Genomic DNA, 17157 nt, shown 5'->3' on the forward strand with positions numbered 1-17157 from the left:
GAATATCATGAGTTGATCCTCAATCAAACCAAGAATTCCAGTGCAAATGTTGAAAACCCTGCACATCAGTTAAATTGTATTGTAGGGGCGTGATGGTGATAAAATTCTCGCCAATAGCGCGCACATCCGTAGGCACTTGCGGGGGTAAATGGCTGTAGTCCGGTTGTTCGATATCTTCCACCACTTCCCCAATTAACCAGTAATAACTTTTACCCCTAGGATCCAGTCTTTTCTCGAAGGTTTCCTCGTAGCGTCGCAATCCCTGCCTAGTGATTTTCACTCCCTTGATTTCGGCACTACTAACCGGAGGGACGTTAACATTGAGTAAAGTGGGAATAGGAAAAGGATTAAGGGCAACTTTCCTGACTAAAGTGAGGGCAAAATCGGCGGCCGGCTGGAAATCGCAGGCTTTAAAACTAGCGAGACTAACAGCAATACTGGGAATACCTTCGATTAATCCCTCCATGGCCGCAGAAACCGTGCCAGAATAGAGGATATCGGTGCCGAGATTAGACCCGTGGTTAATGCCAGCTAAAACTAAATCGGGACGCTCTTTGAGGACGGCACTAAGGGCAAATTTCACCGAATCGGCCGGAGTTCCCGAGCAGGACCAGGCAATCACATCGGGGTGAAAAATTCCTTCCACCTGTTCGGCCCGGATGGGATGGTGTAAGGTTAAGCCATGACCAGTAGCAGAGCGCTCGCCGTCGGGACAAACTACGGTCACTTGATGACCCGCAGTAGCGAGGGTGTTGGCAAGGATGCGGACTCCTAGCGCGGAAATGCCGTCATCGTTACTGATAAGTAGTTTTAAAGAGCGATCGCTAGTCATAGGAAATTTCTGCTCTACTGCGCCGGCTAGTGGTATAATGTAATAGTATTTTATCGTGGGTACGTAGCTCAGAGGATAGAGCACCAGGTTCCGGTCCTGGGTGTCGGGGGTTCGACTCCCTCCGTACTCGTTCAGTGATCAGTCATCAGTGATCAGTTAAGTACTTAAGCAAAATTAATTACACATCTAAGCCGTCAGCTTTTTGCTGTGATCAGTAAACAGAGACATCGCCAAAATTTATAACCCAATCACAGCTTGCTTTTGTCTTGTGTACTAATAAATAGTTATAACTGCAATGTATATCTACTGATTACTGATTACTGATTTTCGATTATGTCCACCTTCTTGAGATTAATTTACGAACGCTCTCTAAACTTGAATTAAAGAACTATCGACGGTGGCTAAAAGTGTTTGCACTTCCTCATCGCTGGTTTGGGAAAAATCTTGGTACCAAAGAGAAATCGATCTCAATTCGTAGGGTTTATGTAGGCAAATTACTTGATCGACTAATTTTTCTAATTGCTCACAGACTTCCAGTGGGGCAATAGGAACAGCAATAATAATAGCAGCGGGATTTCCAGCTTTAAGGGTCAGAATCGCCGCTTTAATCGTTGCTCCCGTAGCGATACCATCATCTACTAGAATAATCGTTTTTCCCGTTAGGCTGGGAAAGGGTCGCTCACCTCGATACAAGCGATCGCGTCGCTCTAATTCGATCATTTCTTCCTTTGCTACCCGTTCCATCATCGCTTCCGATAGGTGCAAGTCCTCAACGATACTTTCATTGATTACCCGCACCCCATTCTGACCGATCGCCCCAAAAGCTAACTCTTTTCGCTCTGGCACACCTAATTTTCGCACCAAACACAGATCTAGGGGTAAATGTAACCTTTGGGCAATTTCAAAGGCGATCGGAACCCCCCCCCGGGGCAAAGCCAAAACTAGCACCCCAGCACTATTGGTATATTCTGTCAAGTAACTAGCTAATAGTCTCCCTGCTGATCGCCGATCTTTGAGCAGATAAGTCATAATGCCCTCCTGGGATCTAATCCCCGTGGGGATCCTTGCTTTCCCCTGCCTTTATTCTATATTTCTCCGCTCATCTCTAGCGGAAATGTTAAGAAATTTAGCGAAGGCTTGACATTTTTTCGACTAACCGCAGTTTTTCTAGGCCAGAGATCGGCTAAAATCTTAGGCGAGAGGGTTTTGTCAAGTTAGGTAACAAACATGAATCAAAGTTTAAGTGATGCGCTAGAGCCGATCGCCGCTGCCTTTCGCAGTCTCGGAACTCCCGAACCGATCGTTCATTGGGGACATCCAGTCATGATGGGGATTGTGGTTTTAGTTATGGGTAGTTATACTGCCTATGCCGGTTGGCAAAGCCGTTTAAGCCAAGATGGGGAAGTAGTGGCCAAAAATCGGGCTGATCACCGCAAACTCGCCCCTTGGCTGTTTTTATTTATCGTTCTCGGTTACACCGGCGGTATTTTATCCCTAGTCATGCAGAAACATCCCATCCTCGAAAGCAGCCATTTCTGGACAGGCTCGATCGCGATCGGTTTATTAGCTTTCAATGGATTATTGTCCCTCACAGGCTTCGCTGGCGAGAAAAAAGAACTCTTCCGGACTATTCACGCCTATATCGGCAGTATTGCCCTGATTTTACTGCTAGTTCACGGTGTTTTCGGTCTTCAGTTAGGATTATCTCTCTAGTTGGTTTATTTATCGAAAAAATCGGGTCGAAAACCTCGCCTTAAGGCGAAAAGTTTTTGGATCGGGGCATAAATCCCCGTTACAAAAACGGCCTCCGTTCGGCGGTTCGGCTGAGATCACGGCCGAAGCCTGCCTCCTGCCCCCTGCCTTCGTTAAGGCTTCGGGTGGGCTAATTCCCACCTGGAATTTTTCACCGCAGCAGACTGTGGCCAAGGGCAATAATTGAAGAAATTATGACTTTAAGTGCTATTGTCGGGATTCTGCGTTTAGAATTAACAGGTAATTCACCAAGAAGGTATCGTCACGCAACGAGGAGATAGATATTTTGAAGAAAGTAGAAGCGATTATCCGACCCTTTAAACTGGAAGAGGTGAAAATCGCCCTAGTTAACGCGGGCATTGTCGGCATGACCGTATCTGAAGTTAGAGGTTTCGGTCGTCAGAAAGGTCAACCGGAACGTTATCGCGGTTCCGAGTACACCGTCGAATTTCTCCAAAAACTCAAGATCGAGATAGTCGTCGAAGATAATCAAGTCGATATGGTCGTCGATAAGCTGATTTCTGCGGCGCGTACTGGTGAAATCGGAGACGGTAAAATCTTCATCTCCCCCGTGGGACAGATCGTCCGCATCCGTACCGGAGAAAAAGACCTGGAAGCGATTTAACCTCCAGACAAGGGATGATAGTACAATGCTGTCATCCCCCCCCATTGACAGTGTTTCCCATCAAGAATTGTAACCTAATTTGGTATCGACGAGCGACGACCAATTCCCTAAAACGAAAAATTTGTACCTCACCATTAAGATAACTACTATAATTGAATCTCTCGGCTCGGTCTGCCCCCATCACCACTCAAGACCGCTGACTGGTACAAATAATTCGACCAGATCAGATATTATCATTTCCAGTGACTAAAAAAACCTCTTGCCTAAAAGGTCACAAATATTATATAATGTTTGATCGTGGCCAAAATCGGTGTTAGGTGGTGTCCAAGGCACTGCCGATCAGAACCGCATAGGTCAATCGGTCTTCGCCGGGATACTGAAGATCAACCCTTTAAGTCCCCAAGAAACAAAGACCAGCAACAATCTAGGCAGAACCAGCAACCCTGTCTAGTCCTACTTACGAATTTAACGGGATGCCAGCTTAAATAACTCGAAAAAAGTCATTCAAGTTGGGCAGGCTGATAAAGCGGGAAAGATTTTTCTCGCTCCTATAGCCACGGCCACGTTATTTTTGATTGTCGTCTAGTAAAGATAAAGAGAACAATCCGTGTCTATCGGTATCCTCGGTACAAAACTGGGCATGACCCAAATCTTCGACAACAAAACGGGAGTCGCCATTCCCGTCACCGTCGTTCAAGCCGGTCCCTGTCCCGTCACCCAAGTCAAAACGAAAAAAACCGACGGTTATGAATCCATTCAAGTGGGATACAAAACCGTCAAAGAAAAAGCCCTCAACAAACCGCTACTCGGCCATTTAGCCAAAGCCGGTGTCTCCCCCCTGCGGCATTTAATCGAATACCGCCTCGAGGACGCATCCGCCTACACTTTAGGCCAAGAAATTACCGCCGCTATCTTCCAAGAAGGCGATTTAGTCGATGTGGCTGGAACCACCATCGGACGAGGTTTCTCTGGCTATCAAAAACGCCATAACTTCAAACGCGGTAACATGACCCACGGTTCCAAAAACCACCGTCTCCCCGGTTCCACCGGTGCCGGTACCACCCCCGGCCGCGTTTTCCCGGGTAAGAGAATGGCCGGACAATACGGATCAACCCAAGTGACCATCCGCAAACTGTCCGTAGTCAAAATCGATAGCGAACGCAACCTAATCCTGATCAAAGGAGCCGTCCCGGGCAAACCAGGAACCCTGTTAAACATCACCCCCGCCAAGAAATTTGGTAAATAGGGCAAGGAAAGATTAAAGCCATGGTTAACTACACAGTCAAAAATTGGCAAGGGGAAGAAGCGGGAACAGGCACCCTGGAACTGAAAACCGCTAAACCCGAAACCGCCAAACACCTAATTCACCGTGTCGTCGTCAGCCATCTAGCGGCGGCCCGTCAAGGTAACGCCTCCACCAAAACCCGCTCGGAAGTGCGCGGCGGTGGTCGCAAACCCTGGCGGCAAAAAGGCACCGGTCGGGCCAGAGCCGGTTCGATCCGTTCTCCCCTCTGGCGTGGTGGCGGTGTCATCTTCGGACCAAAACCGAGAGATTTTGAGGTTAAGGTCAATCGCAAAGAGAAAAGATTAGCCCTGAGAACCGCTTTGATCAGCCAGGCCGATAACTTTATCGTGGTGGAAAGCTTCGCCGAACAGTTCTCCCAACCCAAAACCAAAGAACTCACCGCTGCTTTAGGTCGCTGGGGAGCCAGTCCAGAGGAAAAAATTCTGCTGATTTTGACGGAAATTCCCGAAAATGTCTATTTATCGGGACGTAATATCTGCAATCTCAAAATTATTCGCGCCGATAGTCTCAACGTCTATGATGTCATCCTAGCCGATCGAGTTATCGCCACCGCCGCAGCCCTAGCTAAAATTGAGGAGGTCTATGGTGCTTAAAACTGAAGCCAGACAACTCGCCGATCTGATCCTAAAGCCGATCGTCACCGAGAAAGCCACCCTGCTCCTAGAACAAAATAAATACGTCTTCGATGTCGCATTGAAAGCGACTAAGCCGGAAATTCAAGCGGCGATCGAATTGTTGTTTGACGTAAAAGTAACGAAAGTGAACACCAGCCGCCCCTCTCGTCAGAAAAAACGCGTCGGCCGTTTCCTCGGTTACAAACCCCAATACAAACGCGCGATCGTGACCCTAGCAGCTGGCGACTCGATCGCCCTCTATCCCGACGTATAACCACCAAGAAACCCGATAACGGAAAACTAAACTATGGGTATTCGTTCTTTTAGACCTTTAACCCCCGGGACAAGGCAGGCGGCCATCTCCGACTTTAAGGAGATCACCAAAACCGAACCGGAAAAGTCCCTAACTCATCGCAAACACAGCAAACAAGGGCGTAATAATCGCGGTGTCGTTACCAGTCGTCACCGGGGCGGCGGCCATAAGCGCCTTTACCGGATTATCGATTTTCGTCGCGATAAACGGGATATTCCCGCCACAGTAGCGGCGATCGAGTACGATCCTAACCGTAATGCCCGCATTGCCCTGCTTTTCTACAAAGACGGGGAAAAACGCTACATCATCGCCCCCGCCGGTTTAGGCGTTGGTGATACCGTCATCGCCGGAGAAAACGCTCCCTTCGAGGTGGGTAATGCCCTACCCTTAAGTCGCATCCCCCTAGGGACAGAAGTTCATAACATCGAACTCGTTCCCGGTCGCGGTGGTCAAATGGTGCGGGCTGCCGGTGGTTTCGCCCAAGTGGTGGCGAAAGAAGGCGATTACGTTACCATCCGCCTCCCCTCCAAAGAAGTACGCATGATCCGGCGTGAATGCTACGCCACCATCGGAAAAGTCGGTAACGCCGAAGCGAGAAACATCAGTCTCGGTAAAGCCGGTCGTACCCGTCACCGCGGTCAACGCCCCCATGTTCGGGGTAGCGTCATGAACCCAGTGGATCACCCGCATGGAGGTGGAGAGGGTCGCGCTCCGATCGGACGTTCCGGCCCGATGACTCCCTGGGGTAAACCCGCCCTCGGCCGCAAAACTCGCAACAAGAAAAAACGCAGTAGCGATCTCGTCGTGCGCCGTCGTAACCAGGGTTAGAAATTATGGCTCTTCGTTACTTGGTATGGTTCGATAGGGGGGCATAAATCGAGTAAATCCTTATCTGGCAAGAGACTTAATTGATTAGTTCGCTCTAGAGCAAAAACAATTGACAAAAATCGCTAAATGCCTTTCTATATAAGGGTTCCATCCCTTATAACCCCCGTCCATTGCATAACACAAACCGAAGAGCCGAAATTATTACTTTACTTTTGACTGAAAATTATGGGTCGTTCACTGAAAAAGGGGCCATTTGTCGCCGGCCACCTGATGGAAAAAATCGAAAAACTCAACGCACAGGGCAGTAAACAAGTGATTAAAACTTGGTCCCGTGCCTCGACAATCATTCCCGATATGGTCGGTCACACGATCGCCGTTCACAACGGCAAACAGCACGTTCCCGTCTACGTTTCCGAGCAGATGGTCGGTCATAAACTCGGTGAATTCGCTCCCACCCGCACCTTCCGTGGCCACGCCAAGAGCGACAAAAAAGCAGGACGGAAATAAATCAGCCGCTACTCCCTCAGTCGTCAGCTAGATAGTCGTGATCATAAACCACCAAGACTGATAACCGATAACTGATCACTGATGACTGATAACTGATGACTGATAACTGATAACTGATAACTGATAACTGAAATGACCATCGATACCTCTAACGAAGTCAAAGCGATCGCCCGCTATATTCGGATGTCACCCCTGAAAGTCAGACGGGTACTCGATCAGATCCGCGGTCGCTCCTATCGGGAAGCCCTAATTATTCTCGAATTCATGCCCTACCGGGCCTGTGATCCCATCCTCAAAGTCCTGCGTTCCGCCGTTGCCAACGCCGAACATAACGAAGGACTCGATCCCGCCACTTTGGTAGTTAGCCAAGCCTTTGCCGATGGCGGACCGACCCTAAAACGTTTTCGACCCCGGGCTCAAGGGCGCGCCTACCAAATTCGCAAACCCACCTGTCATATCACCGTCGCCGTCGCTCCTAGCAACGAAGACTAATCACCTTAACTAAAAAAAACACAATGGGACAAAAAATCCATCCCCTCGGTTTTCGTCTCGGCGTTATCAAAGATCATAAATCTTGCTGGTATGCCGACGCAAAACGTTACCCCGAACTACTGCAAGAAGATCGCCGCATTCGTCAGTACGTCGAAAAAAACCTTGCTAATGCTGGTATCGCCGATATTCGCATCGAACGTAAGGCCGATCAAGTAGATATCTCCATCCACACCGCCCGACCCGGGGTCGTCGTCGGTCGTGGTGGCACGGGAATCGAACAGCTGCGCCTAGGTTTACAAAAAGCCCTCGGTGGCCAGCGTCAAATTCGCATTAACGTCATTGAGGTGGCTCGCGTTGATGCCGATGCCAACCTGATCGCCGAATACATCGCCCAACAACTAGAAAGACGGGTTTCCTTCCGTCGTGTTGTCCGGCAAGCCATCCAACGGGCGCAGAGGGCCGAAGTCAAAGGGATCAAAATTCAAGTTAGCGGTCGTCTCAACGGGGCGGAAATCGCTCGCACCGAATGGGTGCGGGAAGGACGAGTTCCCCTGCATACCCTGCGCGCCGATATTGATTACTCCTATAAAACCGCCAGCACCATCTACGGGATTCTAGGCGTGAAAGTTTGGATCTTTAAGGGCGAAATTATCCCCGGCCAAGAAGAAATTGCCGCCGCCGTTCCCGCTCAAGCACCGCGCCGTCAACAGCGTCGCCGTCAACAGTTTGAAGATCGCTCTAGCGAAGGCTGATCCCTAATATTTATCAGTGGTAAATAGCTCATGTTAAGTCCCAAAAGAACAAAATTCCGCAAACAACAGCGCGGACGGATGCGCGGGCTGGCCACCGGCGGAAATACGATTAATTTCGGCGATTTCGCCCTGCAAGCCACCGAACCCTGTTGGATTACTTCCCGTCAAATCGAAGCGGCCAGACGGGCAATGACTCGTTATATCCGTCGGGGTGGCAAAATCTGGATCCGCGTTTTTCCCGATAAACCCGTGACCCAACGGGCTGCAGAAACTCGGATGGGTTCCGGGAAAGGTTCCCCCGAATTCTGGGTGGCCGTGGTTAAACCGGGGTTCATTATGTTTGAGATTGCTGGGGTAGCCGAACCGGTAGCCCGGGAAGCAATGCGCCTAGCGGCTCAAAAATTACCAATTAAGACCAAATTTATCACTCGCGAGGAGGATTTTGTCTAATGGCTCTACCGAAAATCGCCGAAGTGAGGAAGATGAGCGATGAGGAAATCGCCGCTGCTATCCTCGCTGCCAAAAAGAAACTGTTTGAATTGCGTTTGCAACAGGCCACCCGCCGCTTGGAAAAAACCCACGAATTCAAACACACCCGCCACCGTCTTGGCCAATTATTGACCGTAGAACGGGAGCGCCAACTAGCCCAGTCCACCCCGGAGGCATAACCCACTATGGCAGTTAAAGAAAGAGTTGGGGTAGTAGTCAGCGATAAAATGGATAAAACCGTAGTGGTAGCCATTGAAAACCGCTCTCCTCACCCTAAATACGGCAAAATCGTCGTGAAAACCCAGAAATTTAAAGCTCACGACGCAGAAAATCAAGCCAAACAAGGCGATCGAGTTCGTATTCGTGAAACCCGCCCCCTCAGTAAAACCAAACGTTGGGAAGTGGCGGAAATATTAACCGATAATTAAATTTCACCTAGGTAAAAACCGTGATTCAACAACAAACCTACTTAAATGTCGCTGACAATAGCGGGGCGCGGAAACTAATGTGTCTGCGGGTGCTGGGAACAGGTAACTGTACCTACGGTGGCATCGGTGACAAAATTATCGCCGTGGTTAAGGACGCTATCCCCAATATGCCCGTGAAAAAATCCGATGTGGTCACTGCGGTGATTGTGCGGACCCGTCAAACCGTCCGTCGCGATAGTGGCATGAGCATCCGTTTTGATGATAACGCCGCCGTGATTATTAATAATGACGGTAATCCCAAAGGTACTAGGGTTTTTGGTCCAGTTGCCCGGGAATTGCGCGATAAAAACTACACCAAAATTGTTTCCTTAGCCCCAGAAGTTCTCTGATCAAAGTCAAAATTATCAAGGCAATCGGAGGTCAAAAAAATGAGTAATAAAAACAGTCAAACCTCACCCCAAAGGCAAAAAATGCACGTTAAAAAAGGGGATGTTGTGCAAGTAATCGCTGGTTCCGATAAGGGCAAAGTGGGCGAAATTTTACGCTCCCTACCCCAAGAAAGTACCGTGGTGGTCAAGGGAGTTAATATCCGCACCAAACATACTAAACCCCAACAGGAAGGGGAATCGGGTCAAATTGTTACCTACGAAGCACCGATTCACAGTTCCAAAGTGATGCTTTATTCCGAGAAGAAAAAAATCGCCAGTCGGGTGGGTTATACCTTTACCGAAGAGGGTCGGAAAGTGCGGATACTGAAGAAAACTGGCGAAATTATTGATTAGTTTCCCATCAATTCTAGTTCCTGACCAAGCCCAGGAAAAGTAAGCAGAAAAACTATGAGCCAAAAACTAAAAACCACCTATCAAGAAACCATTGTTCCGAAACTGAAAGAACAATTTGGTTATACCAATATCCACCAAGTACCTAAAGTTATCAAAATTACTGTTAACCGCGGTCTTGGGGAAGCTTCACAAAATGCCAAAGCTTTGGAGTCTTCCAAGGCGGAACTGTCCACCATCACCGGACAACAACCGGTAGTGACTAGAGCTAAAAAAGCGATCGCTGGCTTCAAAATTCGCGAAGGAATGCCCGTGGGTGTGATGGTGACATTGCGCGGCGATCGAATGTACGCTTTTTTAGACCGTCTAATTAATCTGGCCCTACCACGCATTCGCGACTTTCGCGGTATCAGCGGTAACAGTTTTGATGGTCGTGGTAACTACAGTTTAGGCATTCGTGAACAGTTGATCTTCCCCGAAATTGAATACGACAAAATCGATCAAATTCGTGGGATGGACATCTCAATCATCACCACCGCTAAAAACGACGAAGAAGGACGCGCCCTCCTCAAAGAGATGGGAATGCCCTTTAGATAAATCAATCAAGAGAAAAGTAAACAGTGACCAGTAAATAAGTGAACAGTGAACAGCAAACAGTAAACAGTCAAGAGTGAACAGTCAACAGTGATTGAGTGAAAAGACAGCAGGAACCTGCTATTTAATACTACTCACTTAATACTCAAATCTGATAACTGACCTACTGATAACTGATAACTGATAACTGATAACTGATAACTGACCACTGATGTTGATCCCAATTTAGGAGAAAAACAGGTAATTCATGTCTGCTAACGATACCATCTCGGATATGCTGACCCGCATCCGTAACGCTTGCGCGGTTCGGCAGACCACTACTCAAATTCCCACCACGCGGATGACGCGCAGTATTGCTCAAGTTCTCAAGGACGAAGGCTTTATTGCTGACTTTGAGGAAGTGGGTGAGGGGATTAAATCTCAATTAGTGCTTTCCCTCAAATATAAAGGCAAAAACCGTCAACCGATCATTACTACCCTCACCAGAGTCAGTAAACCGGGCCTGCGAGTTTATTCCAACAGTAAAGACTTACCGCGCGTCCTCGGTGGCATTGGCATCGCCATTGTTTCCACCTCTAAAGGCATTATGACCGATCGCGAAGCGCGTAAACAAAACGTTGGCGGCGAAGTCCTTTGCTACATCTGGTAAACAAGGATAAGCTATCAGCCGTCAGCCTGTCCAAGTTTAAACCTGATAGCTGACCCACTGATAACTCTTCCGGGATATCTGACCCACTGATAACTGATAACTGTTATGTCTCGTATTGGCAAACGCCCGATTCCTATTCCCAATAAAGTCACCGTCGATATCGATGGTGCTACCGTGACGGTGAAAGGACCCAAAGGAACTCTCCAGAGAACCCTACCCACCGCCGTCACCATCAATAAAGATGGCGAAACCATCCTCGTTACCCGTCAAGACGATTCCCGTACCGCCAGAGAACGCCACGGACTCTGTAGAACTCTAGTAGCCAACATGGTGGAAGGAGTCGCTACTGGCTTTCAAAAACGCCTCGATATCCAAGGGGTGGGCTACCGCGCCCAGGCGCAGGGTAGTAAATTAGTTCTTAATGTTGGTTACAGTAAACCCGTGGAAATGGAGATGCCCGATGGTGTTTCCGTCGCCGTAGAAAACAACACCCAAGTTATCGTCAGTGGCATCGACAAAGAAGCGGTCGGTAACATTGCCGCTAAAATCCGCGAAGTTCGTCCCCCCGAACCTTATAAAGGCAAAGGGATTCGCTATCTTGGTGAAGTCGTCCGTCGCAAAGTTGGTAAAGCTGGCGGTAAAGGTGCTAAAGGCGGTAAAGGAGGTAAAAAATAAACCATGAAACTTAGTCGCAAAGAATCAGTCCGTCGTCGTCACCAGCGTGTGCGTCGCAAACTTAGTGGCACTGCTGAACGGCCCCGTTTATCCGTATTTCGTTCTAATAACCACATCTACGCCCAAATTATCGACGACGTGGCCCAACATACCCTCGCGGCCGCTTCTACCCTAGAGGCCACCTTGCGCGGGGAATTAGAGTCCACCGCTACCCAAGAAGCCTCGGCTGCCGTGGGTAAACTGGTGGCCCAACGGGCCCTAGAAAGAGGCATCGAACAAGTGGTTTTTGATCGCGGTGGCAATCTCTATCACGGTCGCGTCAAAGCCTTAGCAGAAGCGGCTCGGTCAGCCGGCTTAAACTTCTAAAATATCCTTTCAACACTGATAAAACTATGGCAAAACGTCGCAAAGGCAACCGCGAAAAAGAAAAAGAAACCACTTGGCAAGAGCGGGTCATCCAGATCCGCCGGGTTAGTAAAGTGGTTAAGGGTGGTAAAAAACTCAGCTTCCGGGCTATCGTCGTGGTCGGTAATGAAAACGGCCAGGTGGGAGTGGGAGTCGGCAAAGCAGGAGACGTTATCGGGGCCGTCCGTAAAGGTGTGGCCGATGGCAAAAAACAACTAATTGAAGTCTCCTTAACTAAGGCTAGTTCTATCACTCACCTCACCCGGGGCGCTTCCGGGGGCGCTCAAGTGATTATGCGTCCAGCTGCTCCGGGGACTGGGGTTATTGCCGGGGGTGCTGTCCGTACCGTTTTGGAATTAGCTGGGGTGAAAAATATCCTCGCTAAACAACTCGGTAGCGATAACCCGCTCAATAACGCTAGAGCCGCTGTTAACGCCCTGGAAACTCTCCGCACTTTCTCGGAAGTGGCCAAGGATCGAGGCGTATCCGTAGAACATTTGTACACATAAAGAAATCACCATGAAACTCCACGAAATCGCCCCCCAACCGGGGTCCACTAAACGCCGTCGTCGTGTGGGACGGGGTATCTCGGCCGGCCAGGGTGCTAGTTGCGGTCTGGGAATGCGCGGACAAAAATCTCGCTCTGGGACAGGGACTCGCCCTGGTTTTGAGGGGGGACAAATGCCCCTCTATCGTCGGGTGCCGAAATTAAAGCATTTTCCTTTGGTTAACCCCCGTCAATACACAATCGTTAATCTGAAAAAATTAGCTTCTTTACCCGCTAATACGGAAGTTACCCTGGAAAGTCTCCTAAAAGCTAAAATTCTCACCAGTAACGACGGCCCTTTAAAAGTTTTGGGTGATGGTGAAATTACCGTTCCCCTCAAGGTGAAGGCCGCTGCTTTTAGCAATAGTGCTAAAGAGAAAATTACCGCCGCTCAAGGTACTTGGGAAGAGATATAAATTTCCCCAGGAGATTACAAGAAGCAGGCGGGGAACGGGCAGCAGCGAGTTTTTTGCTGTGTGCAGTAAACAGTAATCAGTGAACTGAAAACTCACATCTGATGACTGATAACTGATAACTGATCACTGATAACTGAAGACTGGATTGCTATATCATAAGAAAGACAGGGGAAATCTTAAAAAAATCGAGAAAGTTTTCCCCCTCGATTACTTTTTCCCATAAAAAAACTGCACTAGAGGTAACTGTTAATGGTCGTCAGTCGTGATAAGGCTCCCACGGCACAGGAAACGTTTATGCAAATGGCACAGGCGGCCGGTTTACGCGGTCGCTTGTTGATTACATTGGGTTTACTGATTCTGCTCCGTTTTGGGATGTTTGTACCGATACCCGGTTTAGATCGGGCAAGATTAGCAGAAATTATTCAAGGTAACGCCGCTTTGGGAATCCTTGACCTGTTCACCGGGGGAGGATTATCGACGTTGGGGATTTTTGCCCTCGGCATTCTTCCCTATATCAACGCCTCAATTATCGTGCAACTGCTCACCGCTGCCCTTCCTTCTTTGGAAGATTTACAGAAAAATGAAGGAGAGGCAGGACGGCGAAAAATTGCCCAAATTACCCGTTATGTTGCCTTTGGTTGGGCAATTATTCAAAGTATCGGTATTACTCTCGGTTTATTGGTGGCTAACGGCGTTGTGGCCGGAACTTTACCCTCGATCGCCGCTACGGTTCTCGCTTTAGTGGCCGGTTCTATGTTCGTGATGTGGATTTCGGAACTGATCACAGAACGCGGTCTGGGAAATGGAGCATCTTTGCTGATTTTTGTCAACATTGTTGCCGTTTTACCGAAAACCCTCGGTGATACGATTACTTTTGCTCAACAGGGTGGCCGACAAGCGATCGCTCAAGTGGTGATTCTCTTGCTGGTTTTCTTGGTGATGATTATCGGCATTGTTTTTGTTCAGGAGGGAACCCGTCGGATTCCGATTGTTTCTGCCCGTCGTCAGGTGGGTCGTCGTCTCTATCGGGAAAGAACCAGTTATCTACCCCTACGACTCAATCAAGGGGGCGTGATGCCGATTATTTTCGCCTCGGCAGTGTTGGTCTTACCTTTCCAATTGGTGCAAGCTTTACCTACGGATAACCCCGTCGGTCAGGTTTTAGTTCAGTTGGTTAATGCCCTGCGTCCCGATAGTTGGGGTTATGTGGCTTTTTATAGCTTACTAATTCTCGGTTTTAGTTTCTTCTACGCTTCCCTGATCGTTAATCCCAAGGATATGTCCCAAAACCTGAAAAAAATGGGAACCAGTATTCCGGGGATTCGTCCCGGGACCGCTACTACTAATTATCTGGAAGGGGTGCTGAATCGTCTCACCGTTTTGGGCGCTCTCTTTTTAAGTTTGGTGGCTACCGTGCCGACTTTGGTAGAAAGCGCCACCGGTGTCACCACTTTTCGCGGTTTGGGGGCAACTTCCCTGTTAATTCTGGTGGGGGTGGCGATCGATACGGCGAAACAAATTCAAACCTATGTCATGTCTCAACGCTATGAGGACATGATTAAAAAGTAGTTAGATAGTCAGCCAGTGACCTTTTAGCGGTTACTGGTTATTTTTACCCTTAAAACCCTATATTTAATCCATGAGCAAACGGATCGGTGTGATATTTTTGGGACCGCCCGGATCGGGAAAAGGGACCCAAGCGGCAAAATTAGCGGAATCTCTGACGATTCCCCATATTTCTACTGGTGAAATTTTACGTCAAGCAATTACAGAGAAGACAGAACTTGGTCAGCAAGCACAAGCTTATGTGGAAAAGGGGGAATTAGTCCCCGATGAGTTGTTATTGGGTTTAATTCAGGAACGTTTAAAACAGCCTGACAGTGCTAAGGGTTGGATTCTTGATGGTTTTCCCCGCACGGTGGCACAGGCGAGCTTTTTAGACGCATTACTGGAAGAATTGGCCGATAGTTACACATTTGTGCTTAATTTGGCTGTACCAGATACGGTCTTAATTGAGCGTCTTATGCAACGGGGTCGTCAAGATGATACTCAAGAAACGATCGCCCGTCGCCTACAGGTTTATATCGACCAAACTGCCCCCGTTTTAGATTATTACGGTCAAAAAGGGACTCTTAACCATATCGACGGTAATCAACCGATGGACGCGGTTACTGCCGCTCTAACAGCAGTTGTCACTCCTGGGTAAAGTTTCCCTCATTCAGTCATCAGTGATCAGTCATCAGTGATCAGTAGGTTGGGTTGAAGCATGAAACCCAACGCCCGATTATGTTACGCTACCGCTAACCCATCCTACAAATAATTGTGCCTCCCTACTTATACTAAATCCGGTTATTAAAAACTGATTATTTATTCCCTCTTTTGCCTCTTGCATGAGTGCCTGAGTAGAAAACGGGTTTCTCGGAGAAACCCGTTTTCTGTGCGTTACTCAACGGATTTAGTATTATAAGTTTTTTATATCAAACAAGCTTTAATAGTTAAGCATATTAAAATTTACATTTCGCAATATTTATCTTTTCTTAAGGATTTATTGAAAAAAATTCTCATTTGTTTACGAGTTTGCAATACTTCCAGCGATTATGGTATAATTTCGCAGTATGAAATGATGGGATGTTCTGTGCTTTTTAGGGTTTTAGCTATCTGTTGATCCTGAAAACCCTTGCTAAATCTACACTCACCTATTCAGCAACAGCAACAACTGGCAGTTAAAGAGCCTTTTTTAAGCCAACCCGTTGATCAATTAATTGTGTAGTTTTGTTGCAAAGAGAAAGTTTTTTTGACAAAAAGAACAAAGTGTGCTGCCACTGGATTTAAAATAAACTCAATTGTCCTTCTTGTTTTAAGCGCCAGTTATCATCACCAACTCTCTGGGCAATATCTTCGAGGACGCTTAGAATCGTCTGATTTTCGGGAGTTGTGCCATTTTTTAACAGAGGTAATATATTAAAAACAATATCATCAAAACTAGAGCTTTTATTATCTCTTTCCATCCTTCTCAAATAGCTAATCAAATAGTATTTAATTCTCAATTTAACATCGATTTTTGACTTAAACTTACTGTCTTTTTTGATGGTATATAATTCAGTCTTTTCCTCATAATCAAAATTATCTAACAAAATTGGAGTCAAGTCTGAATACTCCTTTGCTAGTAAATCTAAAAACCCTAATTCCAAACCTTTAATAATCAATTCATCGTTAATTTGTTCTAGGGTTGCCCCATCATTTTTAGCAATAATTCCTTCAACAGTTTGCATGACAATCTCGGTTATATCCATGCCTAAGTTAGCTTTCATTACTGCTTTAGGAGTGGGAACTTTCCGAAAATTAATAATTAACTGTCCTGATAAAACTGTAAAGGGATTTTGCCGCTTTTTAAAGCTAGTTTGGCCATTTTTTTGTGGCACTGCTCCCACATACTCAAATCCGCAACTTTCTGCGGTATCTAAAATTAAATGCCAAAACTCAGGATCTTTGTGAGCAAAGACAAAGGATAACCATCGCTCAAATTTCAAAACCCGATACATTTCTCGAATACTTTGGGCAATTAATTGATTATATTCCTGTTTACTTTTTTGGATTGTTCCACCTTCAATAGCTTCTAATTGATAGTCTTTTTCTGTCACTTCTAAATCTAACCAAGCATTCCACATTATTGATAAATCTAAGTAGGTAATTTTCTTTCCGTAGGGAGGATCGGTATAAATATAATCAACGCTTTCATTTTCAATAAAACTTAAGTCTGTCGCTGTTCCTTTAACAATTTTAGCCCGGTTGATGGTGTTTTTATTAATAAAATAATTCATCTCCTTTTTAGCGGCAACTATCTTTTTTAGTCTCAATTCAAAGTAAGTGAAAATATCAATTTCTACAGGTTGAGGTGCTATGCGATAACGGTAATATTGAAAAACTGAAGCATTTCCCTGTCCAGTTGCAGGTCTTTGATTAGAACTCTTGCAAATTAATTATATGTTATAATGATGGGTTAACTAATTTTTTGGGGAAAATTAGTTAATCAGTACATTTGTCCTGAATGAAAACTTGAAGTTTAACTTTTAACTCAAAACTCTTTAGAGCTGCTTTAATTTGGTTATCAAAACCTCTTTATTTAAGCGGCACAAACTATCTCAATTATAAAA

General features: G+C 46.9%; 25 protein-coding genes and 1 tRNA gene. 23 read left to right on the forward strand and 3 right to left on the reverse strand.

Annotation, left to right across the window (positions count from 1 at the left end; translation table 11 throughout):
* Positions 1-19: 19 nt before the first annotated feature.
* Positions 20-832, reverse strand: a complete 813-nt coding sequence (gene surE, locus H6F92_RS04270; protein WP_190356910.1) for a 5'/3'-nucleotidase SurE — start codon at positions 830-832, stop codon at positions 20-22.
* Positions 833-889: 57 nt separating this feature from the next.
* On the opposite strand from surE, the gene H6F92_RS04275 reads away from it, so the two are divergent.
* Positions 890-962, forward strand: a tRNA-Arg gene (locus H6F92_RS04275).
* A gap of 239 nt (positions 963-1201) precedes the next feature.
* Here H6F92_RS04275 and H6F92_RS04280 read toward each other — a convergent pair.
* Positions 1202-1861, reverse strand: a complete 660-nt coding sequence (locus H6F92_RS04280; RefSeq protein ID WP_190356911.1) for a phosphoribosyltransferase — start codon at positions 1859-1861, stop codon at positions 1202-1204.
* 198 nt (positions 1862-2059) lie between these two features.
* Between H6F92_RS04280 and H6F92_RS04285 the strand changes: the two genes are divergently transcribed.
* From H6F92_RS04285 to H6F92_RS04390, 22 genes are all read left to right on the forward strand, one after another.
* Positions 2060-2545, forward strand: coding sequence for a DUF4079 domain-containing protein (locus H6F92_RS04285; protein WP_190356912.1), 486 nt, complete (start codon positions 2060-2062; stop codon positions 2543-2545).
* Between the two features lie 325 nt (positions 2546-2870).
* Entirely contained in the window at positions 2871-3209 is a 339-nt protein-coding gene (locus H6F92_RS04290) for a P-II family nitrogen regulator (RefSeq protein WP_190356913.1), read from the forward strand.
* Positions 3210-3816: 607 nt separating this feature from the next.
* Positions 3817-4455 (forward strand): 50S ribosomal protein L3, encoded by a 639-nt coding sequence (rplC, locus tag H6F92_RS04295; protein WP_002746597.1) that lies wholly within the window; start codon positions 3817-3819, stop codon positions 4453-4455.
* A 20-nt stretch (positions 4456-4475) separates the two neighbouring features.
* Positions 4476-5108 (forward strand): 50S ribosomal protein L4, encoded by a 633-nt coding sequence (rplD, locus tag H6F92_RS04300; protein WP_190356914.1) that lies wholly within the window; start codon positions 4476-4478, stop codon positions 5106-5108.
* Positions 5098-5403: a 50S ribosomal protein L23 gene (locus tag H6F92_RS04305; protein ID WP_002771034.1), complete on the forward strand. Its 306-nt coding sequence runs from the start codon at positions 5098-5100 to the stop codon at positions 5401-5403. Before rplD ends, H6F92_RS04305 begins: the two co-directional genes overlap by 11 nt.
* 33 nt (positions 5404-5436) lie before the next feature.
* Positions 5437-6270, forward strand: coding sequence for a 50S ribosomal protein L2 (rplB, locus tag H6F92_RS04310; RefSeq protein ID WP_190356915.1), 834 nt, complete (start codon positions 5437-5439; stop codon positions 6268-6270).
* 225 nt (positions 6271-6495) lie between these two features.
* On the forward strand, positions 6496-6777 hold the full coding sequence (gene rpsS / locus H6F92_RS04315) for a 30S ribosomal protein S19 (protein WP_002753908.1): 282 nt from the start codon (positions 6496-6498) through the stop codon (positions 6775-6777).
* A 132-nt stretch (positions 6778-6909) separates the two neighbouring features.
* The gene (gene rplV / locus H6F92_RS04320; RefSeq protein ID WP_147070995.1) at positions 6910-7269 is read left to right on the forward strand and encodes a 50S ribosomal protein L22; all 360 of its coding nucleotides are present in this window, start codon (positions 6910-6912) and stop codon (positions 7267-7269) included.
* A 23-nt stretch (positions 7270-7292) separates the two neighbouring features.
* Entirely contained in the window at positions 7293-8021 is a 729-nt protein-coding gene (rpsC, locus tag H6F92_RS04325) for a 30S ribosomal protein S3 (protein ID WP_002796425.1), read from the forward strand.
* A 30-nt stretch (positions 8022-8051) separates the two neighbouring features.
* Positions 8052-8471, forward strand: coding sequence for a 50S ribosomal protein L16 (gene rplP, locus H6F92_RS04330; RefSeq protein ID WP_002734310.1), 420 nt, complete (start codon positions 8052-8054; stop codon positions 8469-8471).
* Entirely contained in the window at positions 8471-8689 is a 219-nt protein-coding gene (rpmC, locus tag H6F92_RS04335; protein WP_012267966.1) for a 50S ribosomal protein L29, read from the forward strand. Before rplP ends, rpmC begins: the two co-directional genes overlap by 1 nt.
* Positions 8690-8695: 6 nt before the next feature.
* Entirely contained in the window at positions 8696-8938 is a 243-nt protein-coding gene (gene rpsQ / locus H6F92_RS04340; protein WP_002796423.1) for a 30S ribosomal protein S17, read from the forward strand.
* Between the two features lie 20 nt (positions 8939-8958).
* The gene (gene rplN, locus H6F92_RS04345) at positions 8959-9327 is read left to right on the forward strand and encodes a 50S ribosomal protein L14 (RefSeq protein WP_002732358.1); all 369 of its coding nucleotides are present in this window, start codon (positions 8959-8961) and stop codon (positions 9325-9327) included.
* A 39-nt stretch (positions 9328-9366) separates the two neighbouring features.
* Positions 9367-9720, forward strand: coding sequence for a 50S ribosomal protein L24 (gene rplX, locus H6F92_RS04350; protein ID WP_190356916.1), 354 nt, complete (start codon positions 9367-9369; stop codon positions 9718-9720).
* A 54-nt stretch (positions 9721-9774) separates the two neighbouring features.
* Positions 9775-10314 (forward strand): 50S ribosomal protein L5, encoded by a 540-nt coding sequence (rplE, locus tag H6F92_RS04355; protein WP_002787866.1) that lies wholly within the window; start codon positions 9775-9777, stop codon positions 10312-10314.
* Between the two features lie 244 nt (positions 10315-10558).
* The gene (gene rpsH / locus H6F92_RS04360) at positions 10559-10960 is read left to right on the forward strand and encodes a 30S ribosomal protein S8 (protein WP_002734721.1); all 402 of its coding nucleotides are present in this window, start codon (positions 10559-10561) and stop codon (positions 10958-10960) included.
* Between the two features lie 105 nt (positions 10961-11065).
* Entirely contained in the window at positions 11066-11635 is a 570-nt protein-coding gene (gene rplF / locus H6F92_RS04365) for a 50S ribosomal protein L6 (protein WP_002771057.1), read from the forward strand.
* 3 nt (positions 11636-11638) lie between these two features.
* A complete protein-coding gene (rplR, locus tag H6F92_RS04370) occupies positions 11639-12001 on the forward strand; it encodes a 50S ribosomal protein L18 (protein ID WP_002771058.1) in 363 nt (120 codons plus the stop codon).
* A gap of 26 nt (positions 12002-12027) precedes the next feature.
* Positions 12028-12549: a 30S ribosomal protein S5 gene (rpsE, locus tag H6F92_RS04375; RefSeq protein WP_002746611.1), complete on the forward strand. Its 522-nt coding sequence runs from the start codon at positions 12028-12030 to the stop codon at positions 12547-12549.
* Between the two features lie 10 nt (positions 12550-12559).
* Complete coding sequence (rplO, locus tag H6F92_RS04380) at positions 12560-13003, forward strand: 50S ribosomal protein L15 (RefSeq protein ID WP_079206322.1); 444 nt, start codon at positions 12560-12562, stop codon at positions 13001-13003.
* A 249-nt stretch (positions 13004-13252) separates the two neighbouring features.
* Positions 13253-14572 carry a preprotein translocase subunit SecY gene (gene secY, locus H6F92_RS04385; protein ID WP_190356917.1) on the forward strand — a complete coding sequence of 440 codons (1320 nt, stop codon included), beginning with the start codon at positions 13253-13255 and terminating at the stop codon, positions 14570-14572.
* A 70-nt stretch (positions 14573-14642) separates the two neighbouring features.
* Entirely contained in the window at positions 14643-15209 is a 567-nt protein-coding gene (locus tag H6F92_RS04390; RefSeq protein WP_002787870.1) for an adenylate kinase, read from the forward strand.
* A gap of 622 nt (positions 15210-15831) precedes the next feature.
* Here the strand turns inward: H6F92_RS04390 and H6F92_RS04395 are convergent.
* Complete coding sequence (locus H6F92_RS04395; RefSeq protein WP_242030002.1) at positions 15832-16824, reverse strand: hypothetical protein; 993 nt, start codon at positions 16822-16824, stop codon at positions 15832-15834.
* Between the last annotated feature and the right edge of the window lie 333 nt (positions 16825-17157).

Source organism: Microcystis wesenbergii FACHB-1317 (assembly GCF_014696875.1).
Classification (GTDB): Bacteria; Cyanobacteriota; Cyanobacteriia; order Cyanobacteriales; family Microcystaceae; genus Microcystis; species Microcystis wesenbergii_A.